Origin of the sequence: Pseudomonas sp. W2-17 (assembly GCF_041060445.1) — a bacterium.
GTDB lineage: Bacteria > Pseudomonadota > Gammaproteobacteria > Pseudomonadales > Pseudomonadaceae > Aquipseudomonas.
This window is the reverse complement of sequence record NZ_JAUFNS010000005.1, coordinates 77,946-95,255: the sequence shown is the minus strand read 5'-3', so window position 1 is coordinate 95,255 and position 17,310 is coordinate 77,946. Positions and strand designations below refer to the sequence as shown.

16 protein-coding genes are annotated in these 17,310 nt (G+C 60.8%); 10 read left to right on the top strand and 6 right to left on the bottom strand.

Annotation, left to right across the window (positions count from 1 at the left end; translation table 11 throughout):
• Nucleotide 1: 1 nt before the first annotated feature.
• From QWI20_RS07870 to argH, 4 genes are all read right to left on the bottom strand, one after another.
• Entirely contained in the window at nucleotides 2-2,851 is a 2,850-nt protein-coding gene (locus QWI20_RS07870; protein ID WP_369304975.1) for a class I adenylate cyclase, read from the bottom strand.
• Between the two features lie 199 nt (nucleotides 2,852-3,050).
• Nucleotides 3,051-3,302 (bottom strand): TIGR02647 family protein, encoded by a 252-nt coding sequence (locus QWI20_RS07865; protein WP_074892677.1) that lies wholly within the window; start codon nucleotides 3,300-3,302, stop codon nucleotides 3,051-3,053.
• A gap of 170 nt (nucleotides 3,303-3,472) precedes the next feature.
• Complete coding sequence (locus tag QWI20_RS07860; RefSeq protein ID WP_369304974.1) at nucleotides 3,473-3,766, bottom strand: hypothetical protein; 294 nt, start codon at nucleotides 3,764-3,766, stop codon at nucleotides 3,473-3,475.
• Nucleotides 3,767-3,829: 63 nt separating this feature from the next.
• Nucleotides 3,830-5,224 carry an argininosuccinate lyase gene (gene argH, locus QWI20_RS07855; protein ID WP_369304973.1) on the bottom strand — a complete coding sequence of 465 codons (1,395 nt, stop codon included), beginning with the start codon at nucleotides 5,222-5,224 and terminating at the stop codon, nucleotides 3,830-3,832.
• Between the two features lie 146 nt (nucleotides 5,225-5,370).
• On the opposite strand from argH, the gene QWI20_RS07850 reads away from it, so the two are divergent.
• The 8 genes from QWI20_RS07850 to rsd all read left to right on the top strand — a co-directional run bounded on the left by QWI20_RS07850 (nucleotide 5,371) and on the right by rsd (nucleotide 12,931).
• Nucleotides 5,371-6,453 carry a sensor histidine kinase gene (locus QWI20_RS07850; protein ID WP_369304972.1) on the top strand — a complete coding sequence of 361 codons (1,083 nt, stop codon included), beginning with the start codon at nucleotides 5,371-5,373 and terminating at the stop codon, nucleotides 6,451-6,453.
• Nucleotides 6,450-7,196, top strand: coding sequence for a LytTR family DNA-binding domain-containing protein (locus QWI20_RS07845; protein WP_074892681.1), 747 nt, complete (start codon nucleotides 6,450-6,452; stop codon nucleotides 7,194-7,196). Before QWI20_RS07850 ends, QWI20_RS07845 begins: the two co-directional genes overlap by 4 nt.
• A gap of 167 nt (nucleotides 7,197-7,363) precedes the next feature.
• Nucleotides 7,364-8,305, top strand: a complete 942-nt coding sequence (gene hemC, locus QWI20_RS07840) for a hydroxymethylbilane synthase (protein WP_369304971.1) — start codon at nucleotides 7,364-7,366, stop codon at nucleotides 8,303-8,305.
• Nucleotides 8,302-9,075 carry a uroporphyrinogen-III synthase gene (locus QWI20_RS07835; protein WP_369304970.1) on the top strand — a complete coding sequence of 258 codons (774 nt, stop codon included), beginning with the start codon at nucleotides 8,302-8,304 and terminating at the stop codon, nucleotides 9,073-9,075. Before hemC ends, QWI20_RS07835 begins: the two co-directional genes overlap by 4 nt.
• Nucleotides 9,076-9,124: 49 nt before the next feature.
• Nucleotides 9,125-10,267 carry a uroporphyrinogen-III C-methyltransferase gene (locus QWI20_RS07830; protein WP_369304969.1) on the top strand — a complete coding sequence of 381 codons (1,143 nt, stop codon included), beginning with the start codon at nucleotides 9,125-9,127 and terminating at the stop codon, nucleotides 10,265-10,267.
• A complete protein-coding gene (locus QWI20_RS07825) occupies nucleotides 10,264-11,511 on the top strand; it encodes a heme biosynthesis protein HemY (protein ID WP_369304968.1) in 1,248 nt (415 codons plus the stop codon). The genes QWI20_RS07830 and QWI20_RS07825 overlap by 4 nt, the downstream gene beginning before the upstream one ends.
• 251 nt (nucleotides 11,512-11,762) lie before the next feature.
• Nucleotides 11,763-12,290 (top strand): disulfide bond formation protein B, encoded by a 528-nt coding sequence (locus QWI20_RS07820; protein WP_369304967.1) that lies wholly within the window; start codon nucleotides 11,763-11,765, stop codon nucleotides 12,288-12,290.
• Between the two features lie 182 nt (nucleotides 12,291-12,472).
• A complete protein-coding gene (gene rsd, locus QWI20_RS07815; RefSeq protein ID WP_369304966.1) occupies nucleotides 12,473-12,931 on the top strand; it encodes a sigma D regulator in 459 nt (152 codons plus the stop codon).
• 94 nt (nucleotides 12,932-13,025) lie between these two features.
• Here rsd and QWI20_RS07810 read toward each other — a convergent pair whose 3' ends face one another.
• Nucleotides 13,026-13,703 carry an FKBP-type peptidyl-prolyl cis-trans isomerase gene (locus tag QWI20_RS07810; RefSeq protein ID WP_192171390.1) on the bottom strand — a complete coding sequence of 226 codons (678 nt, stop codon included), beginning with the start codon at nucleotides 13,701-13,703 and terminating at the stop codon, nucleotides 13,026-13,028.
• Between the two features lie 179 nt (nucleotides 13,704-13,882).
• Between QWI20_RS07810 and QWI20_RS07805 the strand changes: the two genes are divergently transcribed.
• Nucleotides 13,883-14,887, top strand: coding sequence for an AlgP family protein (locus QWI20_RS07805; protein WP_369304964.1), 1,005 nt, complete (start codon nucleotides 13,883-13,885; stop codon nucleotides 14,885-14,887).
• On the opposite strand, the gene QWI20_RS07800 is transcribed toward QWI20_RS07805, so the two are convergent.
• Nucleotides 14,884-15,351, bottom strand: a complete 468-nt coding sequence (locus QWI20_RS07800) for a TIGR02444 family protein (protein ID WP_369304963.1) — start codon at nucleotides 15,349-15,351, stop codon at nucleotides 14,884-14,886. The two genes, QWI20_RS07805 and QWI20_RS07800, sit on opposite strands and share 4 nt — an antisense overlap.
• 46 nt (nucleotides 15,352-15,397) lie before the next feature.
• On the opposite strand from QWI20_RS07800, the gene QWI20_RS07795 reads away from it, so the two are divergent.
• Nucleotides 15,398-17,308, top strand: coding sequence for an ATP-binding cassette domain-containing protein (locus QWI20_RS07795; protein WP_369304961.1), 1,911 nt, complete (start codon nucleotides 15,398-15,400; stop codon nucleotides 17,306-17,308).
• The last annotated feature ends 2 nt before the right edge of the window (nucleotides 17,309-17,310 follow it).

Below are 17,310 nucleotides of genomic sequence, written 5' to 3'. Positions count from 1 at the left end.
ATCACGCCTCATCCATCGCGGCATTCAATGACTGTTCCAGCTGGGCTTTGTAGCGAAGGAACAGAATAGTCTGCCCGCGCGTGTCCCCCAGTATCCCGGACAGGTCCAGGTCGGTGATGTAGCAGCGATAACGTTGCGTCTCGCGGCGCTGGTCGAGGATCCGCCGCGCCACGACACTGAACAGCTGATCGCCAAACTCCAGCTCGGAAAACTCCATCCCGTCGCAATACAGCGTCACGCTGACCTGGCCGGGGGATGCTTCCTCGATAATCGCCTGCACGTCAAAAAACGATTTGTCGATGAGCATGGCCGGGCTCGGCCGATGCTCAACGCGGCGGGCCCGCCCTGATCCATCGGGGGTTATGCGGTAATACAAAGCCTCCAGCGACGTTGATTCCAACGGGTTATCCAGCGGCAGCAACGTCACGCGCCGGTACGTCAACGATTGAAAAAAGCGCTGCAGCGGAACCAGCAGGCTGGGCTCACTGTGATAAGGCACCTGCTGATGCCATAACGCATTGCGCTCATCGAGCACGTACAGATCGGCATTGGGTTCATTGATCCGGTAAAACACCTGAATGCACTCGGGCTGACCGTACGGGATGAACAGCGACAGGTCCGAGTCGTCCAGTGCCTGCGGGTCCAGATGAAGCGGGCTGTACGCGGAAAGCTCTTCTCCCAGATAGCTGAAGAGCGCCGGCACGTCTTCGAGCGTGACGTGGCTAACCTGGCCGGGGATCATTTCCAGAACGTGGTAACGCTGCTCGACCTGAATGAGATAGCGATGATTCAGGCGCCGGTCCAGCAGCAGTTGCGCAGTACCGATGAGCTCTTCCACGCGCTGAGCGATAGCCTGCGCACGGTTGTGGCAGAAACAGTGCACGCGGATGACAGGCCTGGCGGACTTTTCCGGCAGGCCGTTTAGCAATTCTGTCAGGCAGTCCAGCAGCGCATGGGGGCCGTCGAAGCGATTGACCAACACCTCATTCCAGCTGTTGAGGGTGATCTGGTCGAAGGTCAGCACCAGATTTTCGCGGACGCCGGCGTAGCTCAGCGAGTCGGTTCGCTCGGTCGTCATCAGGATGTTCAGGTCTTTGTGGTGCCGGAGCGGGTCGACACCGACGTTGACCAACAGCAGAATCTCGCGGGGCACGCTCGGGCTCAGCAGTACGTCTTCATCGACCATGGCGAGCGGCAGCGCAATGCTCTGCTGCAACGCGCCTTGTAGATTGAACAGTTCAAATTCGGTCAGATCGCTGATGCCAGGGTGGAGCGCCAGGCGCGTGCTGCTGTCGATGACGTTGTTGCGATGGCACCACGTGAGCAGTTCCAGCAGCTCGCGGCTACGCTTGATGGGCGCAAACGTCTCCAGCTCGTGGGCACTCAGGCTGCCGTTGTAGAGGCACCACTGATACCTGCCGGGCTCGCGCTTGTTTGGCAGCTGCGCCAGCGTCAGCGTGTCCTCGGCCAGATCCGGCGCAATGCCCGGGTTGAGAAATTCCACTTTGCCGGCTTTGCGTTCGAAGGCTGCATACAGACGACGCCCGAGCACATTCATGTCGCGCTTGGTGATCGAATTGACCGCTTTTTGCGCGCGAGCGAACTGGGTCAGGAAGCGGTAACTGTAGTTGAGCTCGCCGACCAGTGCGCGGCGCTCGCTGGCGACTTGACGCACTTTCCATTGGCTGCGGCTGTCGAGCAACGCCAGCTGGCGCTCGTCCCAGTTCCACTCATTGACCAGCCGCTCCAGCAGCAGCCGTTGCCAGCCGTTACTGCGGTGACGGGTGGAGCCCGTGAGTTTCTTGTTCACTTTTAGGTACAAACTGCGGCGTACCAGTTCCAGTCGCTCGGGCTCACCCCGCGCCAACAGGTATTCCTCGATGCGCCGGTACACCATCACGTACGGGTCCAGTTCGTCGAGGTCTGCGCGGTTGGCGAATACGGCTTTCTTGAAGCGCATGCTCAAGCACTGCACATGGGGGTGCTCGCTGGCATAAACCTCGGTCAACAGTAGCTTGAGCACCGATTTATAGGGGGACTCGATGCCTTTGAACAGCTGCCAGAGCCCGGCGCCGATGAATTCCCCCGGCGGGATATGCGACATGTTGCCGAGGTCCAGCACCTCGTCGGCGCGAATAAAGCGCTTCGACAGCAGGGTGTGGGTGCATTCGGCATAACGCGCTTCTTCATAAACCGGCACCAGCCACCACATCGGGGTGCGCCCGGCGAGCCAGATGGCAGTGCGATAAAACTCGTCGAGCAGCAAATAGTGCTGCGTCGTGCCGCAGTCTTCGCCACTCAGTTGCGCGTCGCGTTCGCCGACGACAAAACGCTCCGGATCAACGAGAAAGAAGTGCGCCTCGGCGCCCATGCTGGCTGCCCAACTTTCGAGGGACTGGCACTTCCTGCGCAACTCCTGGATTTCGTCGGCCGACAGCAGCGGGTCGTGGCAGATCCACACGTCCATGTCGCTCTGGTCGGCCTGGGCGAGGGTGCCAAGGCTGCCCATCAGGAAGATGCCGTGAATTGGCTGTGGCGGATTCACCCGGCGTGGTTTGTAGGAGAACGACCGCGTCAGGCGTTGCGCTTCAGCGAGGGCCTGGGCGTCTGGCTCGTAATGGGACACGCCAGCGGGGGTTGAGCCCGACACGTAACCTGGCAGCAACGGATGATTAACGTGGAAAAACAGTGGGAGCAGCGCGAGCACGCTTTGCTGACGGGTCGACAGGCCTTCGTACGCACGCGCCAGGCGACTCTGGCTCAGGGCCAGAAAACGGCTGCGTAACTGACCGAGGACCTTGCGATCAATGCCCTCATCCAGATCCGGGCGAATTTCGGAACTACGCGTCATCGCGACTCGAAGCCGGCGGGCGGCACTGCTTGAGGTGGGGGTATAGCGATAATAAAGACAGCTGGACGTCAGGCCTGTACGGCTCGATCACGGGTCTTTTTTATGGCGCCATTATTTTATCGGCGCAGCATCGTCGAAATGGAGGATTCGCGAAACCTTTATTTGATGCGTCCAGGCAAAGGTTTCGCGAGGGACGAAATCAGGCAGCTTCCTGGCTGGTAGCAAGAATAATCAGCAGCGATTGGGCGTGGTCAGCGGCATCCAGCCCCAGGCTGGTCAAATAGCCTCCGTCGTGTTGCGTGGTAAGGCCTTTGTCGAAAAGTCGTTGGGCAGCAGCGATGGCCGTGGGGGCCGCAGAGTGGTGGTGGACCTTCAGACCCTCTTTGGTGTTGCTCAGATTGAACAGCGACAAGATTTCCAGCTCGGCAACCAATTCAGGGGTAAACGACATAGGTGCTCCAGACTTTTTCCAGTGGATACACCGCGATCAGAATCGCAGGCGTGACGGCCCCGTCGCTATACGGCAGCGAGGCTGTTGGAGTGTAGTCAGGTCTGGGGATTTTGCAGGAAGTATCTGGCCGGTCGTCAGGTCAGTTGAGCGACCGGCATGTGTGGCGGGTTTTACTCGCCTTCCGCCAGTCGCACGCCGGGTGGCATGTCGGGCAGTGCACGCAGGGCCGCTTCGTACCAGACGGTATTGAACGGGCGATCTTCGGCCAGGATCCCGTCGATCTCCAGCGCCAGAATGTGGGCCATCATCTGCAGAATCTCTTCACGCTCGATGCCCACCAGTGTCAGCTTGTTGTAGGTGGCTTTGGCCGCTGGCGGGTTGTCGCTCTCGATCTGATTTTCGATGGCTTCAATCAGCGTCGCTTCAGCGAACTCTTCTTCGTCGTTTTCGATGTTGTCGCTCATGTCGTTCTCGATGTCCTGCCAATTGAATGGAATCGCCCGCAACGGGCGACCCCTCTGATGCGTTTAGCGGGTGGCGAGCAGATGCTGGCCGCGCACAACCGCGGCCTTGACCTGCTCCGGTGCCGTGCCGCCGATATGATTACGCGCGTTGACCGACCCTTCGAGCGTCAGCACCTCGAAGACATCCTGTTCGATCTGGTCACTGAACTGACGCAGTTCGTCCAGCGTCATCTCGGCCAGGTCTTTGCCAGTCTCAACGCCGTGCTTCACCGCGTGACCGACGATCTCGTGGCAATCACGGAATGGCAGGCCACGACGCACCAGGTAATCGGCAAGGTCGGTGGCGGTAGAGAAACCGCGCAGCGCGGCTTCGCGCATGATGGCGTGCTTGGGCTTGATCGCAGGGATCATGTCAGCGAAGGCCCGCAGCGAATCACGCAGGGTGTCGGCGGCGTCGAACAGCGGTTCCTTGTCTTCCTGATTGTCCTTGTTGTAGGCCAGCGGCTGGCCCTTCATCAAGGTCAACAGGCCCATCAAGGCGCCGAACACGCGGCCGCTTTTGCCGCGGACCAGCTCAGGGACATCAGGGTTTTTCTTTTGCGGCATGATCGAACTGCCGGTGCAGAAGCGATCAGGCAGGTCGATGAACTGGAATTGCGCGCTGGTCCACAGCACCAGCTCTTCGGAGAAACGCGACAGGTGCATCATCGCGATGCTCGCGGCGGAGCAGAATTCAATGGCGAAGTCGCGATCGGAGACGCTGTCCAGCGAGTTGCCGCCGACGGCTTCGAAGCCCAGCAGCTGGCGGGTCAGCTCGCGGTCGATCGGGTAGGTGGTGCCGGCCAGCGCGGCGCTGCCCAGGGGCATGCGGTTGGTGCGCTTGCGGCAATCGACCAGGCGCTCGTAATCGCGGCTGAGCATTTCGAACCATGCCAGCATGTGGTGGCCGAAGGTCACGGGTTGCGCGGTCTGCAGGTGAGTGAAGCCGGGCATGATGGTGTCGGCTTCGCGCTCGGCCAGCCCCAGCAGGCCTTCTTGCAGGCGAGTGATCTCAGCCAGAATCAGGTCGATCTCGTCACGCAGCCACAGGCGGATGTCGGTGGCGACCTGATCGTTGCGGCTACGACCGGTGTGCAGCTTTTTACCGGTGACGCCGATGCGATCGGTCAGGCGCGCTTCGATGTTCATGTGCACGTCTTCGAGGTCCACGCGCCAGTCGAACGTGCCGGCCTCGATCTCGCCCTGAATGCTCTTCAGCCCGTCGATGATGGTGTCGCGCTCGGCGTCGGTCAGCACACCGACCTTGGCCAGCATCGTGGCGTGGGCGACGGAGCCCATGATGTCGTGGCGATAAAGACGCTGATCGAAGGTAACGGAGGCGGTGAAACGTGCGACGAAGGCGTCGACGGGTTCACTGAAGCGGCCGCCCCAGGACTGGTTGGTCTTGTCGGTGCTCATGATTCGCTCGCTGCTTTGCTGGTGGCTGAAACTGATGAAAAACCGGCGCCGGCCGATTCTAAAGACGCGGGCGATGATAACAGCATTGCCGTTTATTTATCCCCGGCGGCTTGCCCGCAACGCTATGAGCGAAGAGACTGGCGGCCATGCAGAACGAGCGCAAACAACCGGGGCAGAGCAGTGCGCCCGGCAAAGAGTTTTTCCTCCCGGAACTGTGCCTGCCTCAGGCGTTGCTGATGCTGGTCGTGCTGGCGGAGTTGCTGGTCTTTGTGCTCGTGCTCATCGAACCCATGCAGCCGGATTTCGACTGGGTGCGGTTGGCGCTGATTTCTCTTTTCGTGCAGTGGATCGTGCTCCTGTCTGCTGCGCTGCTGTGTGGCTTGCGCCCCTGGCTGGCGCGCCTGCGTGCCGGGGTGGCTGGCTGCATCGGTTGTCTGCTGGTGGTGGCGGTGACGCTGATGTGCACAGCCGTGACTGACTACTACCAGGTGAATTCCCCGACCTCGTTCGATGGCGTCGTCGAGCGGTACCTGCGCTATGCCTTGATCGCGTTGATCATGTCCGCACTGATGCTGCGCTACTTTTACCTGCAGAGTCAGTGGCGCAAGCAGCAGCAGGCCGAACTCCAGGCCAGAATCGAGTCCCTGCAGGCACGTATCCGCCCGCACTTTCTGTTCAACACGCTCAACAGCATCGCCAGTCTGGTCACCAGCGATCCGGTCAAGGCGGAGCAGGCAGTGCTTGATCTGTCCGACCTGTTTCGGGCCAGTCTGGGCAAGCCCGGCAGCCTGACGACATGGCGTGAAGAACTTGATTTGGCGAAACGCTATTTATCGATTGAGCAATATCGACTTGGCGAGCGTCTACAGTTGGACTGGGCCGTTAGTGCAATTCCCCACGACTTGCCAATTCCCCAGCTAACCTTGCAGCCATTATTGGAAAACGCGTTGATTTACGGCATCGCGCCCCGTGTTGAAGGCGGCGTGGTCAGAGTTGAGGCGGACTACGAACGGGGAGTATTTATATTGCGCGTCAGTAATCCTTACGATGAGGTCGTCTTACAGCAAAATCCAGGCGGCACTCAGCAGGCCTTGGCAAACATAGGCGCTCGACTCACGGCACTTTTCGGCCCTCTCGCCAGTCTGAGCGTGGAGCGCCGAGACGGTCGTCACTTCACCTGTCTACGCTATCCTTGTGCGAGACTCACGCAGGAAGCCAGAGCAATATGAATGTCCTGATCGTTGATGACGAACCCCTAGCCCGAGACCGCCTGAGCCGTATGGTAAGTGAGCTCGAGGGTTACAAGGTTCTTGAACCCAGCGCCACCAATGGCGAAGAAGCATTGCAACTGATTGAAAATTTGAAACCCGACGTGGTGTTGCTGGATATCCGCATGCCGGGCCTGGATGGACTTCAGGTCGCGGCTAAACTGTGCGAGCGCGACACCCCGCCTGCCGTCGTGTTTTGCACCGCCCACGATGAATTTGCGCTGGAGGCCTTTCAGGTCAGCGCCGTGGGTTACCTGGTCAAACCGGTTCGTCCCGAGCATCTGCTTGAGGCGTTGCGCAAGGCCGAGCGGCCGAATCGTGTGCAACTGGCGGCGATGACCCGACCTGCTGCCGAAAGCGGCACTGGCCCGCGCAGTCACATCAGCGCGCGTACCCGAAAGGGCATTGAGCTGATTCCGCTGGCCGAGGTGATCTATTTCATCGCCGATCACAAGTACGTGACCCTGCGCCATGAAGGCGGCGAAGTGCTGCTGGATGAACCGCTCAAAGCCCTGGAAGACGAATTCGGCGACCGTTTCGTGCGTATTCACCGCAACGCGCTGGTCGCCCGGGAACGCATTGAACGCCTGCAGCGCACGCCGCTGGGCCATTTCCAGTTGTTCCTCAAGGGGCTCAACGGTGATGCGCTGATCGTCAGCCGCCGGCACGTGGCCGGTGTGCGCAAGATGATGCAGCAGTTGTAAGCGAGTGCCGCGAGTGCGATGCGGTGCGATGCGATGCGGGCGACACGCCGTCGCATGGCGTGCGCAGGTTGATTGAGATCATGATGCGCCACGATTGAATACAGTCATTCGGCCCGATCCGGCCGAGCTGTTATTATTCGCCGCATTCACTCAGTACGGACCGGTTCATGTCTTCTCGCGAAATCCGCATCGCCACCCGCAAAAGCGCCCTGGCCCTCTGGCAAGCCGAGTACGTCAAGGCGCGTCTGGAGCAGGCGCATCCCGGTCTGATCGTGACGCTGGTGCCGATGGTCAGTCGCGGCGACAAGCTGTTGGATTCGCCGCTGTCGAAAATCGGTGGCAAGGGGCTGTTCGTCAAGGAGCTGGAAACAGCCCTGCTGGAGCACACAGCCGACATCGCCGTCCACTCGATGAAAGACGTGCCGATGGACTTCCCTCAGGGGCTTGGCTTGTTCTGCATCTGCGAGCGCGAAGACCCCCGTGATGCCTTCGTCTCCAACACCTACGCCAGTCTCGATGAATTGCCCGCCGGCGCCGTGGTGGGGACATCGAGTCTGCGTCGTCAGGCTCAGTTGCTGGCGCGCCGGCCTGACCTGCAAATCCGGTTTCTGCGTGGCAACGTCAACACGCGCCTCGCCAAGCTGGACGCGGGTGAGTACGACGCGATCATCCTTGCCGCGGCCGGCCTGATCCGTTTGGGTTTCGAAGACCGCATCACCGCCCCCATCAGCATCGACCACAGCTTGCCGGCTGGCGGGCAGGGCGCAGTGGGCATTGAATGCCGCAGCGTCGACATCGAACTTCATGCCTTGCTGGCCCCGCTGCACCATGACGACACGGCCGTGCGGGTCACCGCTGAGCGCGCGCTCAACAAGCACCTCAACGGTGGGTGCCAGGTGCCGATTGCCTGCTACGCCGTGCTGGAAGGCGAACAACTGTGGTTGCGCGGTCTGGTAGGCGATCCTTCCGGCACAGTGCTGCTCCACGCCGAAGCGCGTGCGCCCCAAGTGGACGCTCAAACGTTGGGCGTACAAGTGGCCGAAGCGCTGCTGGCTCAAGGTGCGGCGAAGATTCTCAAAGCGGTGTACGGCGAGGCAGGCGACGAGTGAAGGCCTGGCGTTTGCTGCTCACGCGTCCTGCTGAAGAATCCCAGGCCCTTGCGCAGACCCTGGCTGAGGTTGGCGTGTACAGCGCCAGCCTGCCGTTGCTGGAGATCGAGCCATTGCCGGTTTCAGAAGCGAACCGTTCGATCATCTATGACCTTGCGGCGTACTGCGCCGTCATCGTCGTCAGCAAGCCGGCCGCGCGGCTGGGCCTGGCGATGCTCGATGAAGTCTGGCCGCAGCCGCCGATGCAGAAGTGGTTCACCGTAGGTGCTGCCACCGCGCAAATTCTCGATGACTATGGCCTGCCTGTGTTCTTCCCCGAGCACGGCGATGACAGCGAAGCATTGCTCGACCTGCCGCAGTTTCAACAAGCCCTCTCGGGCTATGACCCCAAAGTGCTGATCATGCGCGGCGAAGACGGCCGCGAGCTGCTCGCCGAGCGGTTGCACGAGCGCGGTGTGGTGGTCGATTACCTGCCGCTGTATCGTCGCCACCTGCCGCAATACCCGGCTTTCGCGTTGCCGGATACGGTAAAAGCGGAACGCTTGAATGGGCTGGTGGTCAGCAGTGGACAGGGTTTCGAGCATCTGCATGAGTTGGCGGGCGACGCCTGGCCTACGCTTGCGCAGATGCCTTTGTTTGTACCGAGCCCGCGGGTCGCCGAAATGGCGCGTGCTGCCGGAGCTCTTACTGTAGTGGACTGCCGTGGCGCCAGCGCCCCGGCCTTGCTGGCAGCATTGCGCGGATACACCGCGCCTGCCTCACAGGCGTAATGCTCGATCAGTCGGATTACGCGACGCCCAAAATGCAAAGGATGGACACGTGAGCGAAACAGTCTTGCCAAAAGATGACGTTGAACCGGTACTGGCCAAATCCGAGCCGCTGCCGGAGCCGGCGTACAAAGAACCGTCGACTCGCCGGAGCAGCAACGGGCTCGCCATACTGGCCCTGTTGCTGGGCGCTGCGGGCGTTGCCGTTGGCGGCTGGAGCGTTTGGCAACTGCGCGCCATGCAGGCTGGTCATCAGGAGCAGTCGGGCCAGTTGCAGGACATCGGTTCCCAGACCCAGGCCCTCAAGCAGAGCGAGCAGCAGATCGCTGCGCGTCTGGCGCAATTGCCTCCGGCCCAGGAGCTTGAAGATCGCCGCCGCCTCGTCACGCAGTTGCAGGGTGATCAGCAGCGCCTGAGCCAGCGCGTAGAAACCGTACTCGGCGCCAGCCGCAAGGATTGGCGTCTCGCCGAGGCGGAGCATTTGCTGCGCCTGGCGAGCCTGAGGCTGTCTGCGCTGCAAGACATCAACAGCGCTGCAGCGCTGGTGCAGGGCGCCGACGAGATCCTGCGCGAGCAGGACGATCCCGGCGCATTTGCAGCCCGCGAGCAATTGGCCAAGAGCCTGACTGCGCTGCGCAGCGTCGATCAACCGGATCGTACGGGTCTGTTTCTGCAACTGGCGGCAGTGCGTGATCAAGTCGCGCAATTGAACGAGCTGGCGCCGGAATACAAGGACAAGGGCGACTCGCTGTTCGGTTTGACCGATGGCAGCGAGGACAGCTATTGGGCCAAGTGGTGGGACAAGATCTCCCAGTTCGTACGAATCGACTTCCATGCGGATAAGAATATTCGTCCATTGCTGGCAGGCCAGAGCCTGACGCAGGTTCGTCTGGCGCTGAGCCTGGCGATCGAGCAGGCGCAATGGGCAGCGCTCAACGGCCAGGCCCCGGTCTACGAAAAAGCCATGGCTGAGGCGCGCAACGTCCTGGACGACAATTTCAATCGCGATAACCAGCAGAGCAAAGCCCTCGGCCAGCGTCTGGATGAGTTGGGCAAACAGTCTGTTTCCGTGGCGACCCCTGATTTGACACAAAGTCTGGCTGCGGTTCAGGCGTATCTCGAGCAGCGTCATACGCCTGTTGGCGGTGCGCTGGAGAAACGCACTGACGAGGCCCAGCCTGGGAAACAGCCATGAAGCGCGCTTACGTCGTCCTCTTCGTGCTGGTGGTGGCCGCGGCGCTGATCGGTGTCGCGATCTCTCGTCATGCGGGTTACGTGCTGATTTCCTACGACACTTTCCGCTACGAATCGAGCATCTGGGCAGCACTGGCGCTGCTGGTCGCCGTCCTGTTTATTCTGTGGCTGGTGCGCGTGCTGATTACGCTGCTGACGACCTCCGGCGGGGTGGTCAATCCCTGGTCGCGTCGCAACCGAAGCCGTCGTGTGCAAAACGCGATCGAGCAAGGCCAGTTGGACCTCGCCGAAGGGCGCTGGGCCAGCGCGCAACGCAACTTGCATCGCGCTGCCGAGGCGGAACGTCAGCCCCTGCTTTACTACCTCGGCGCGGCACGGGCCGCGAACGAGCAGGGCCGTTATGAGGAAAGCGACAATCTCCTTGAGCGCGCGCTGGAGCGTCAGCCTCACGCCGAACTGGCCATTGCGCTGAGCCACGCCCAATTGCAGGTGGACCGCAGCGATCTCGACGGAGCGCTGGTTACCTTGCAGGCCATGCAGGAACGCCATCCGCATAACCCGCAGGTGTTGCGCCAGTTGCAGCGCCTGTACCGCGAGCGCGGCGAGTGGGCGGAGTTGATTCGCCTGATGCCTGAGCTGCGCAAGGACAAAGTGCTCCCGGCGCAAGAGCTGGCTGAGCTTGAGAGCCGCGCGTGGGGCGAGAATCTCTCGTTGGCCGCCCATCGTGAATCTGACAGCGATACCGTAGCCACGGGCCTCCCGTCGCTGGAGAACGCCTGGCAGCAATTGACCTCGGCCCAGCGCCAAGAGCCTGCGCTGGTATTGGCTTACGCTGAACAGCTGCGACGTCTGGGCGTCGATGTACAGGCCGAAGAAGTTTTGCGCACGGCCATGAAACGCGACTACAACACCCACCTTGCACGGTTGTATGGACTGGTGCGCGGCGCTGATCCTGCCAAACAACTTCAGACCGCCGAAGGTTGGTTGAAAAATCATACTGATGACCCAGGCTTGCTGTTGACCCTGGGCCGTCTGTGCCTGCAAAGCAGTCTGTGGGGTAAAGCGCGTGATTATCTCGAGTCGAGCTTGAGGTTGCAGCGCAATCCGGAAGCGTGTGCCGAACTGGCTCGCTTGCTCGCGCAGCTGGGCGAGACTGATCGCAGCAATCAGCTGTTTCAGGAAGGCCTGGGTCTGCTGGATGAGCGTTTGCTTGCACGTCCGTTGCCAGCGCTGACACGCGCTTAGACCGGGGCAAGGCATCAACTCGAAGAGGCCCGGTTGCGGGCCTTTTCAGTGTCTGCTTCGCTGATTTGTGTAGGACCTTTCCGTGCTTGGTGTGGCTTGTTGAGAAGATCTTCAAGCTACCGGTACAACGTCTTAAACACGGCGTCGGGATTTACCTACAGCAACAAAGAAATATCCTCCGTTGGGTGCCTTGAAAGCGACTCGCGCTTTCCTCTACCGTAGCCGCCTTCGTCTTTTGTTACGGATCTTCCATGCAGCTGGCTCGTACGCGCTCCTTGTTCTCTCTGGCGTTTCTGGCCTGCGCATCGATTGTGGGAGCGACGGTTTATCTCGGCCCAGTGGTTGATGCGGCGCCATGCCCGATGTGTCTGCTCCAGCGTGTGCTTATGGCGTTATCGGCGGGTGTTTGCCTGCTCGCCGCGCTGCACGCGCCTGGCAAATTCGGCTGGCGTGTCTACGCAGGCTTTCTTTTACTGTTTTCCGCTTTGGGGGCGAGCGTCGCGGCACGTCAGGTCTGGTTGCAGGCTTCGCCGCCCGACAACATGGCGGCGTGCATTGAAAACCTTCACTACCTGTTGGAAACGCAAACCTACGTGAAGGTCATGCTGATGGTGTTGGCGGGAAGTGCGGGGTGCTCCGAGATCAACTGGTCGCTGTTCGGCATCAGCTTGCCGGAGTGGAGCCTGCTGGCATTTTCGGGGCTTTGCCTGTTCGCGCTGTACTACCTCTTTATCGAGTTTCGGCGATTCAGATCAATAGATGCAGGGCGTTCGGATTAAACACTTGTATGAACTTTGTGTCCTGCGTACCTTGATGGGCTAGTCATGCGAGCATAATCTGGGCCGCACGCATCATCGGAACAATGCTGCTGTCGACGCTTGTCCAGGCCGGTACCGACCAATCTCGGACCGAACCGGAATGCGCTTGAAGCAGCATGCCCCTGAAGGGAAGAGAGAACATCATGCTGGAAAGTTGTCAGAACGCTCAGGAACGCTGGGGTGGGGTTCACAAGCTGATTGACCGCTGGTTGCTGGAGCGCAACGAGCTGATCAAGGCTTACGATGCCATCGGTGCAGAGCCGGGAGCGTTCTCTGAAAAGCGCGTGCCCCTGCAGGACTTCTGCGGCACGTTGGTCGATTACGTGTCGGCCGGTCATTTCGAAATTTACGAGCAACTCACCAGCGAGGCCAAGGCATTCAACGATCAGCGTGGCCTCGAGCTGGCTGACACGATCTATCCTCGAATCGACGTCATCACCGAGAAGCTGCTGGCCTTCAACGATCTCTGCGACGAAGGCAAATGCGTCACTGAGACATTCAAGGAATTGGGCGGCTTGCTGCACGAGCGCTTTGAACTGGAAGACTGCCTGATCGAAGTGCTGCACAACGCGCACAAGGAACAGGTTGAGGCAGAGGTCTGAGCAGACCGCTGATGTAAAAAAAGGGTGCCTTGGGCACCCTTTTTTATGGTCTGTTTTTAGGGCTGCCGCCGACGAGCCTGAGCCACTGCCAGTGTTACTGCGACACCCCGAGCAGCTCGATTTCGAACACCAGCGGCGTGTAGGGATCGATCAGATCGCCTGCGCCTTCTGCGCCGTACGCTTGGGCCGAGGGGATGACCAGCCGCCATTTGGCACCCACCGGCATGTCGGCGAGGGCTGTGGTCCAGCCAGCGATGACGCTGTCCAGGCGGAACCATTGTGGCTGCTGGCTCTGATCGAAGATCGTGCCATCAGGAAGACGGCCTACATACTTCACCTGCACACGGCCATTGATGTCGGGTTTGGCACCGTTGCCCGGCGTCAGCTCGGTCATCAGGATGCCGTCCGCGAGCTGGCGAACGCCCGGTTTGGCCTTCTCGGCGTCCATGAACTTGCGCTCATCCTTCAACGCCGCTTCAGTCTGCGGTTCGGTCTGGCCGGAGTTTTCAGCCTGGGCCAGGGCGGCGTCGTGGTCGCTGAGGATCTGCTCCATGCGTTCCTGCTTGATCGCCAGCGGCTTGCCTTGATACGCCGACTGCAGACCTTCAAGCAGCGCGGGCAACTGCAGGTCGGGTGCTTCCTGACGCAGGCGCTCACCCAGGCTCGCACCGAGGCTATAGGAAAGATCGTGGGTGTTGTCGGACGCCGGAGCATCGGTCGCGTGAGCAAGGGGTACCAAGAGGAACAACGACATAAACAGGTAGCGCGACATGAATGCTCTCCGGCCTGGGAAGTGAGCGATTATGCCAGCGCTGAGGCCCGAGCGTGACGGGTATTGCCGCGTTTTTCGGCGTCCTGCAACAGAGCGGGGATTGTAGTGTCAAGATGCCCTAGCGGCGGTGCGGGCGGAGGTCTAGTATGGCCGCACTCAAATCAGCCAGGAGGTAAGTCATGTCGGCCACCAAGAAGCCAGTAAACACTCCGTTGCATTTGCTCCAACAGCTCTCGAGCAGCCTGCTCGAACATCTCGAAGACGCTTGCTCTCAAGCATTGGCTGACGCTGAAAAACTGCTCGCCAAACTCGAGAAACAACGTGGCAAGGCGCAGGAAAAACTGCACAAGTCGCGCACCAAATTGCAGGACGCTGCTGCCGCCGGTAAAGCCAAGGCGCAAGGCAAGGCCAAAGACAGCGTGTCCGAGCTCGAGTCGTTGCTCGATGCGTTGAAAGATCGTCAGACTGAAACCCGCAGTTATATCCTCAACCTCAAGCGTGATGCTCAGGAAAGCCTGAAGCTGGCCCAAGGCATTGGCCGCGTGAAGGAAGCCGTTGGCAAAGCGCTGAACGATCGCGCTGCAAAAGCCCCGGTGCAAGCGGCTGCCAAGCCTGCCGCCAAGCCTGTTCCTGCAAAAACACCTGCAAAACCTGCTACCAAAGCGGCCCCGGCCAAGCCTGCCGCTAAAACTGCAGTTAAAGCCGTCGCTGAAAAAACCGTTGCCAAAGTGACTGCGAAAACCGTCGCTGCCAAGCCAACTGCGAGCAAGGCGCCTGCTGCCAAGCCTGCTGTCAGCGCCGCAAGCAAGCCAGTCGCTAAAACTTCGGCTGCCGCGAAGTCGGCCGCCAAGACTACCGCTGCCAAACCGACTGCCGTAAAGGCCGCTGCCAAACCCGCTCCGGCTAAAGCGCCTGCTGCAAAGCCGGCCGCCAGTGCCGCTGCCAAGCCTGCCGCGAGCAAAGTAGCCGCCAAACCTGTCGCGAAAGCGAGCCCGGTTGCCAAGCCAGCAGCGTCGAAACCTGCCGCTGCCAAGCCAGTCGCAGCCAAGCCTGCTGCAAAATCGTCCGCCAAGCCTGCTGTCTCTGCAGCAGCCAAGCCAGCGCCTGCTGCTCCGGCAGCCTCCCCTGCGCCAGCCGCTCCGGCCGCGCCAGCTGCTGATTCGACCTCGAACAGCGCTTCCTAAGCGATATCGGTCCCGGCGCGAAGCAGAATCTGCAGCGCGTCGGGGCTGGCTTGAGCAGCACCTCCCGCCAGCGCTCCCAGCCAGACACTCGTAGGTTGGGCATCTCGCTCAGGCCAGTCTTTGGTCAGCCGTTGCAGACGCACCAGCAGCTCACGCTCGGCATCGAGCTCCAGGGTTTTCAGTCTGTCACGTAACGCCTTCAGTTCTTCGTCTTCTGCCGCGTCGGCCTTCCAGCGTGTCCGAACATCCCTCAATGGCCCCACCACCTTCTCGTGCCACGGGTCGGCCAATTGTCCGATTTGTCGCGCCCGCTCTGAGTCGAACTGCACACCACGCCGGTCCATCCAGACGCCGCACAGCAGCGCGCAGACATTGGCGCCACTGGCCTGCAGGGTGAGACATGCCTGCTCAACGCCTGGGCGAGCATAGAAATCGAGGGTGAAACTCCATAGGTCCGAAAGCATCGTCATCTACCTGTTTTGGGCGAAGCTGGTAGACTCCGCCGCCATTATGATCAGACTTCAAAGCCTTACCTTACAGCGTGGTCCGCAACGTCTGCTAGAAGACGCCGAGCTGACCCTGCACGCCGGCCAGAAAGCCGGCCTGATCGGCGCCAACGGCGCCGGTAAATCCAGCCTGTTCGCACTGCTGCGGGGTGAGCTGACCCCCGACAACGGCGACTGCCTGCTCCCCGCCGATTGGCGCATCGCCCACATGCGTCAGGAGGTCGACACCCTCGATCGTGTGGCGGTGGATTATGTGCTCGACGGCGACCTGCGTCTGCGTCAGGTGCAGCATGACCTTGCTGCTGCCGAAGTTTCCCAGGACGGCGCCGCGCAAGCACGTCTGCATTCGGAGCTCGACAGTGCCGATGGCTACACGGCCGACGCGCGGGCGCGCAAGTTGCTGGCAGGTTTGGGCTTTACCAACGAGCAGATGGAGCGCCAGGTCAGCGATTTTTCCGGTGGCTGGCGGATGCGTCTCAACCTGGCGCAGGCTTTGATGTGTCCTTCGGACCTGTTGCTGCTCGATGAGCCGACCAACCACCTGGATCTCGATGCCATTCTCTGGCTCGAAGACTGGCTCAAGAGTTACCAGGGCACGCTGCTGCTGATCTCCCACGACCGCGATTTTCTGGATGCGGTGGTTGATCACGTTGCCCACGTCGAGCAGAAGAAGATCACGCTTTATCGCGGCGGTTACAGCGCTTTCGAGCGCGCCCGTGCCGAACGTCTGGCCCAGCAACAACAGGCCTACGACAAGCAACAGGCCCAGCGCGCCCACATGGAGAAATTCATCACGCGCTTCAAGGCCCAGGCCACCAAGGCCAAGCAGGCCCAGAGTCGGATAAAGGCGCTTGAGCGAATGGAAGAGCTGTCGGCGGCCCACGTCGATTCTCCGTTCGACTTCACCTTCCGCGAATCGACCAAGATCTCCAGCCCGCTGATGGATCTGTCTGACGCGCGGCTGGGCTATGGCGACAAAGCCATCCTGCAAAAGGTCAAGCTGCAACTGACGCCGGGCGCACGCATCGGCTTGCTGGGCCCGAACGGGGCCGGTAAATCCACGCTGATCAAAAACCTCGCGGGCGAACTCGAGCCGTTGAGCGGGCGCATGGTGCGTGGCGAAAACACAGTGGTCGGCTATTTCGCCCAGCATCAGCTTGATTCGCTGGATGCCAAAGCCAGTCCGCTGCTGCACCTGCAACGCATTGCGCCCACCGAACGCGAGCAGGCGCTGCGGGATTTCCTCGGCGGTTTCGACTTCCGCGGTGCGCGCCTCGACGAGCCGGTGCTGAATTTCTCCGGCGGCGAGAAAGCGCGGCTGGCGTTGGCCCTGATTGCGTGGGACAAACCCAACCTGCTGTTGCTCGACGAACCGACCAACCACCTGGATCTGGAAATGCGCCTGGCCCTGACCATGGCGCTTCAGGAGTTCAGTGGCGCGGTGCTGGTGGTGTCTCACGACCGGCATTTGCTCAAGAGCACAACGGACAACTTCCTTCTCGTCGCCGATGGCCTGGTTCAGGAGTTCGATGGCGATCTGGACGACTACGCCCGTTGGCTGGTGGACTACCGCCTGCGCAATGCACCGGCCAGCAATACGCCGGTCAATGCCGACAAGACCGACAAGAAAGCCCAGCGACAGCAGGCCGCCGCATTGCGCCAGCAACTCGCGCCGCACAAGCGCGAAGCCGACAAGCTCGAAAAAGAGCTCGGTACGTTGCATGAGAAACTGGCGAAGATCGAAGTGGCCCTGGGCGACAGCGGCATCTACGAGCCCGCTAACAAAGACAAGCTGCGCGACCTGCTGGCCGATCAGGCCAAGCTGAAATCCCGTGAGTCCGAGCTTGAAGAAGCGTGGATGGAAGCACTGGAATTGCTGGAGTCGATGCAGGCTGAGCTGGAAGCGTTGTCCTGATG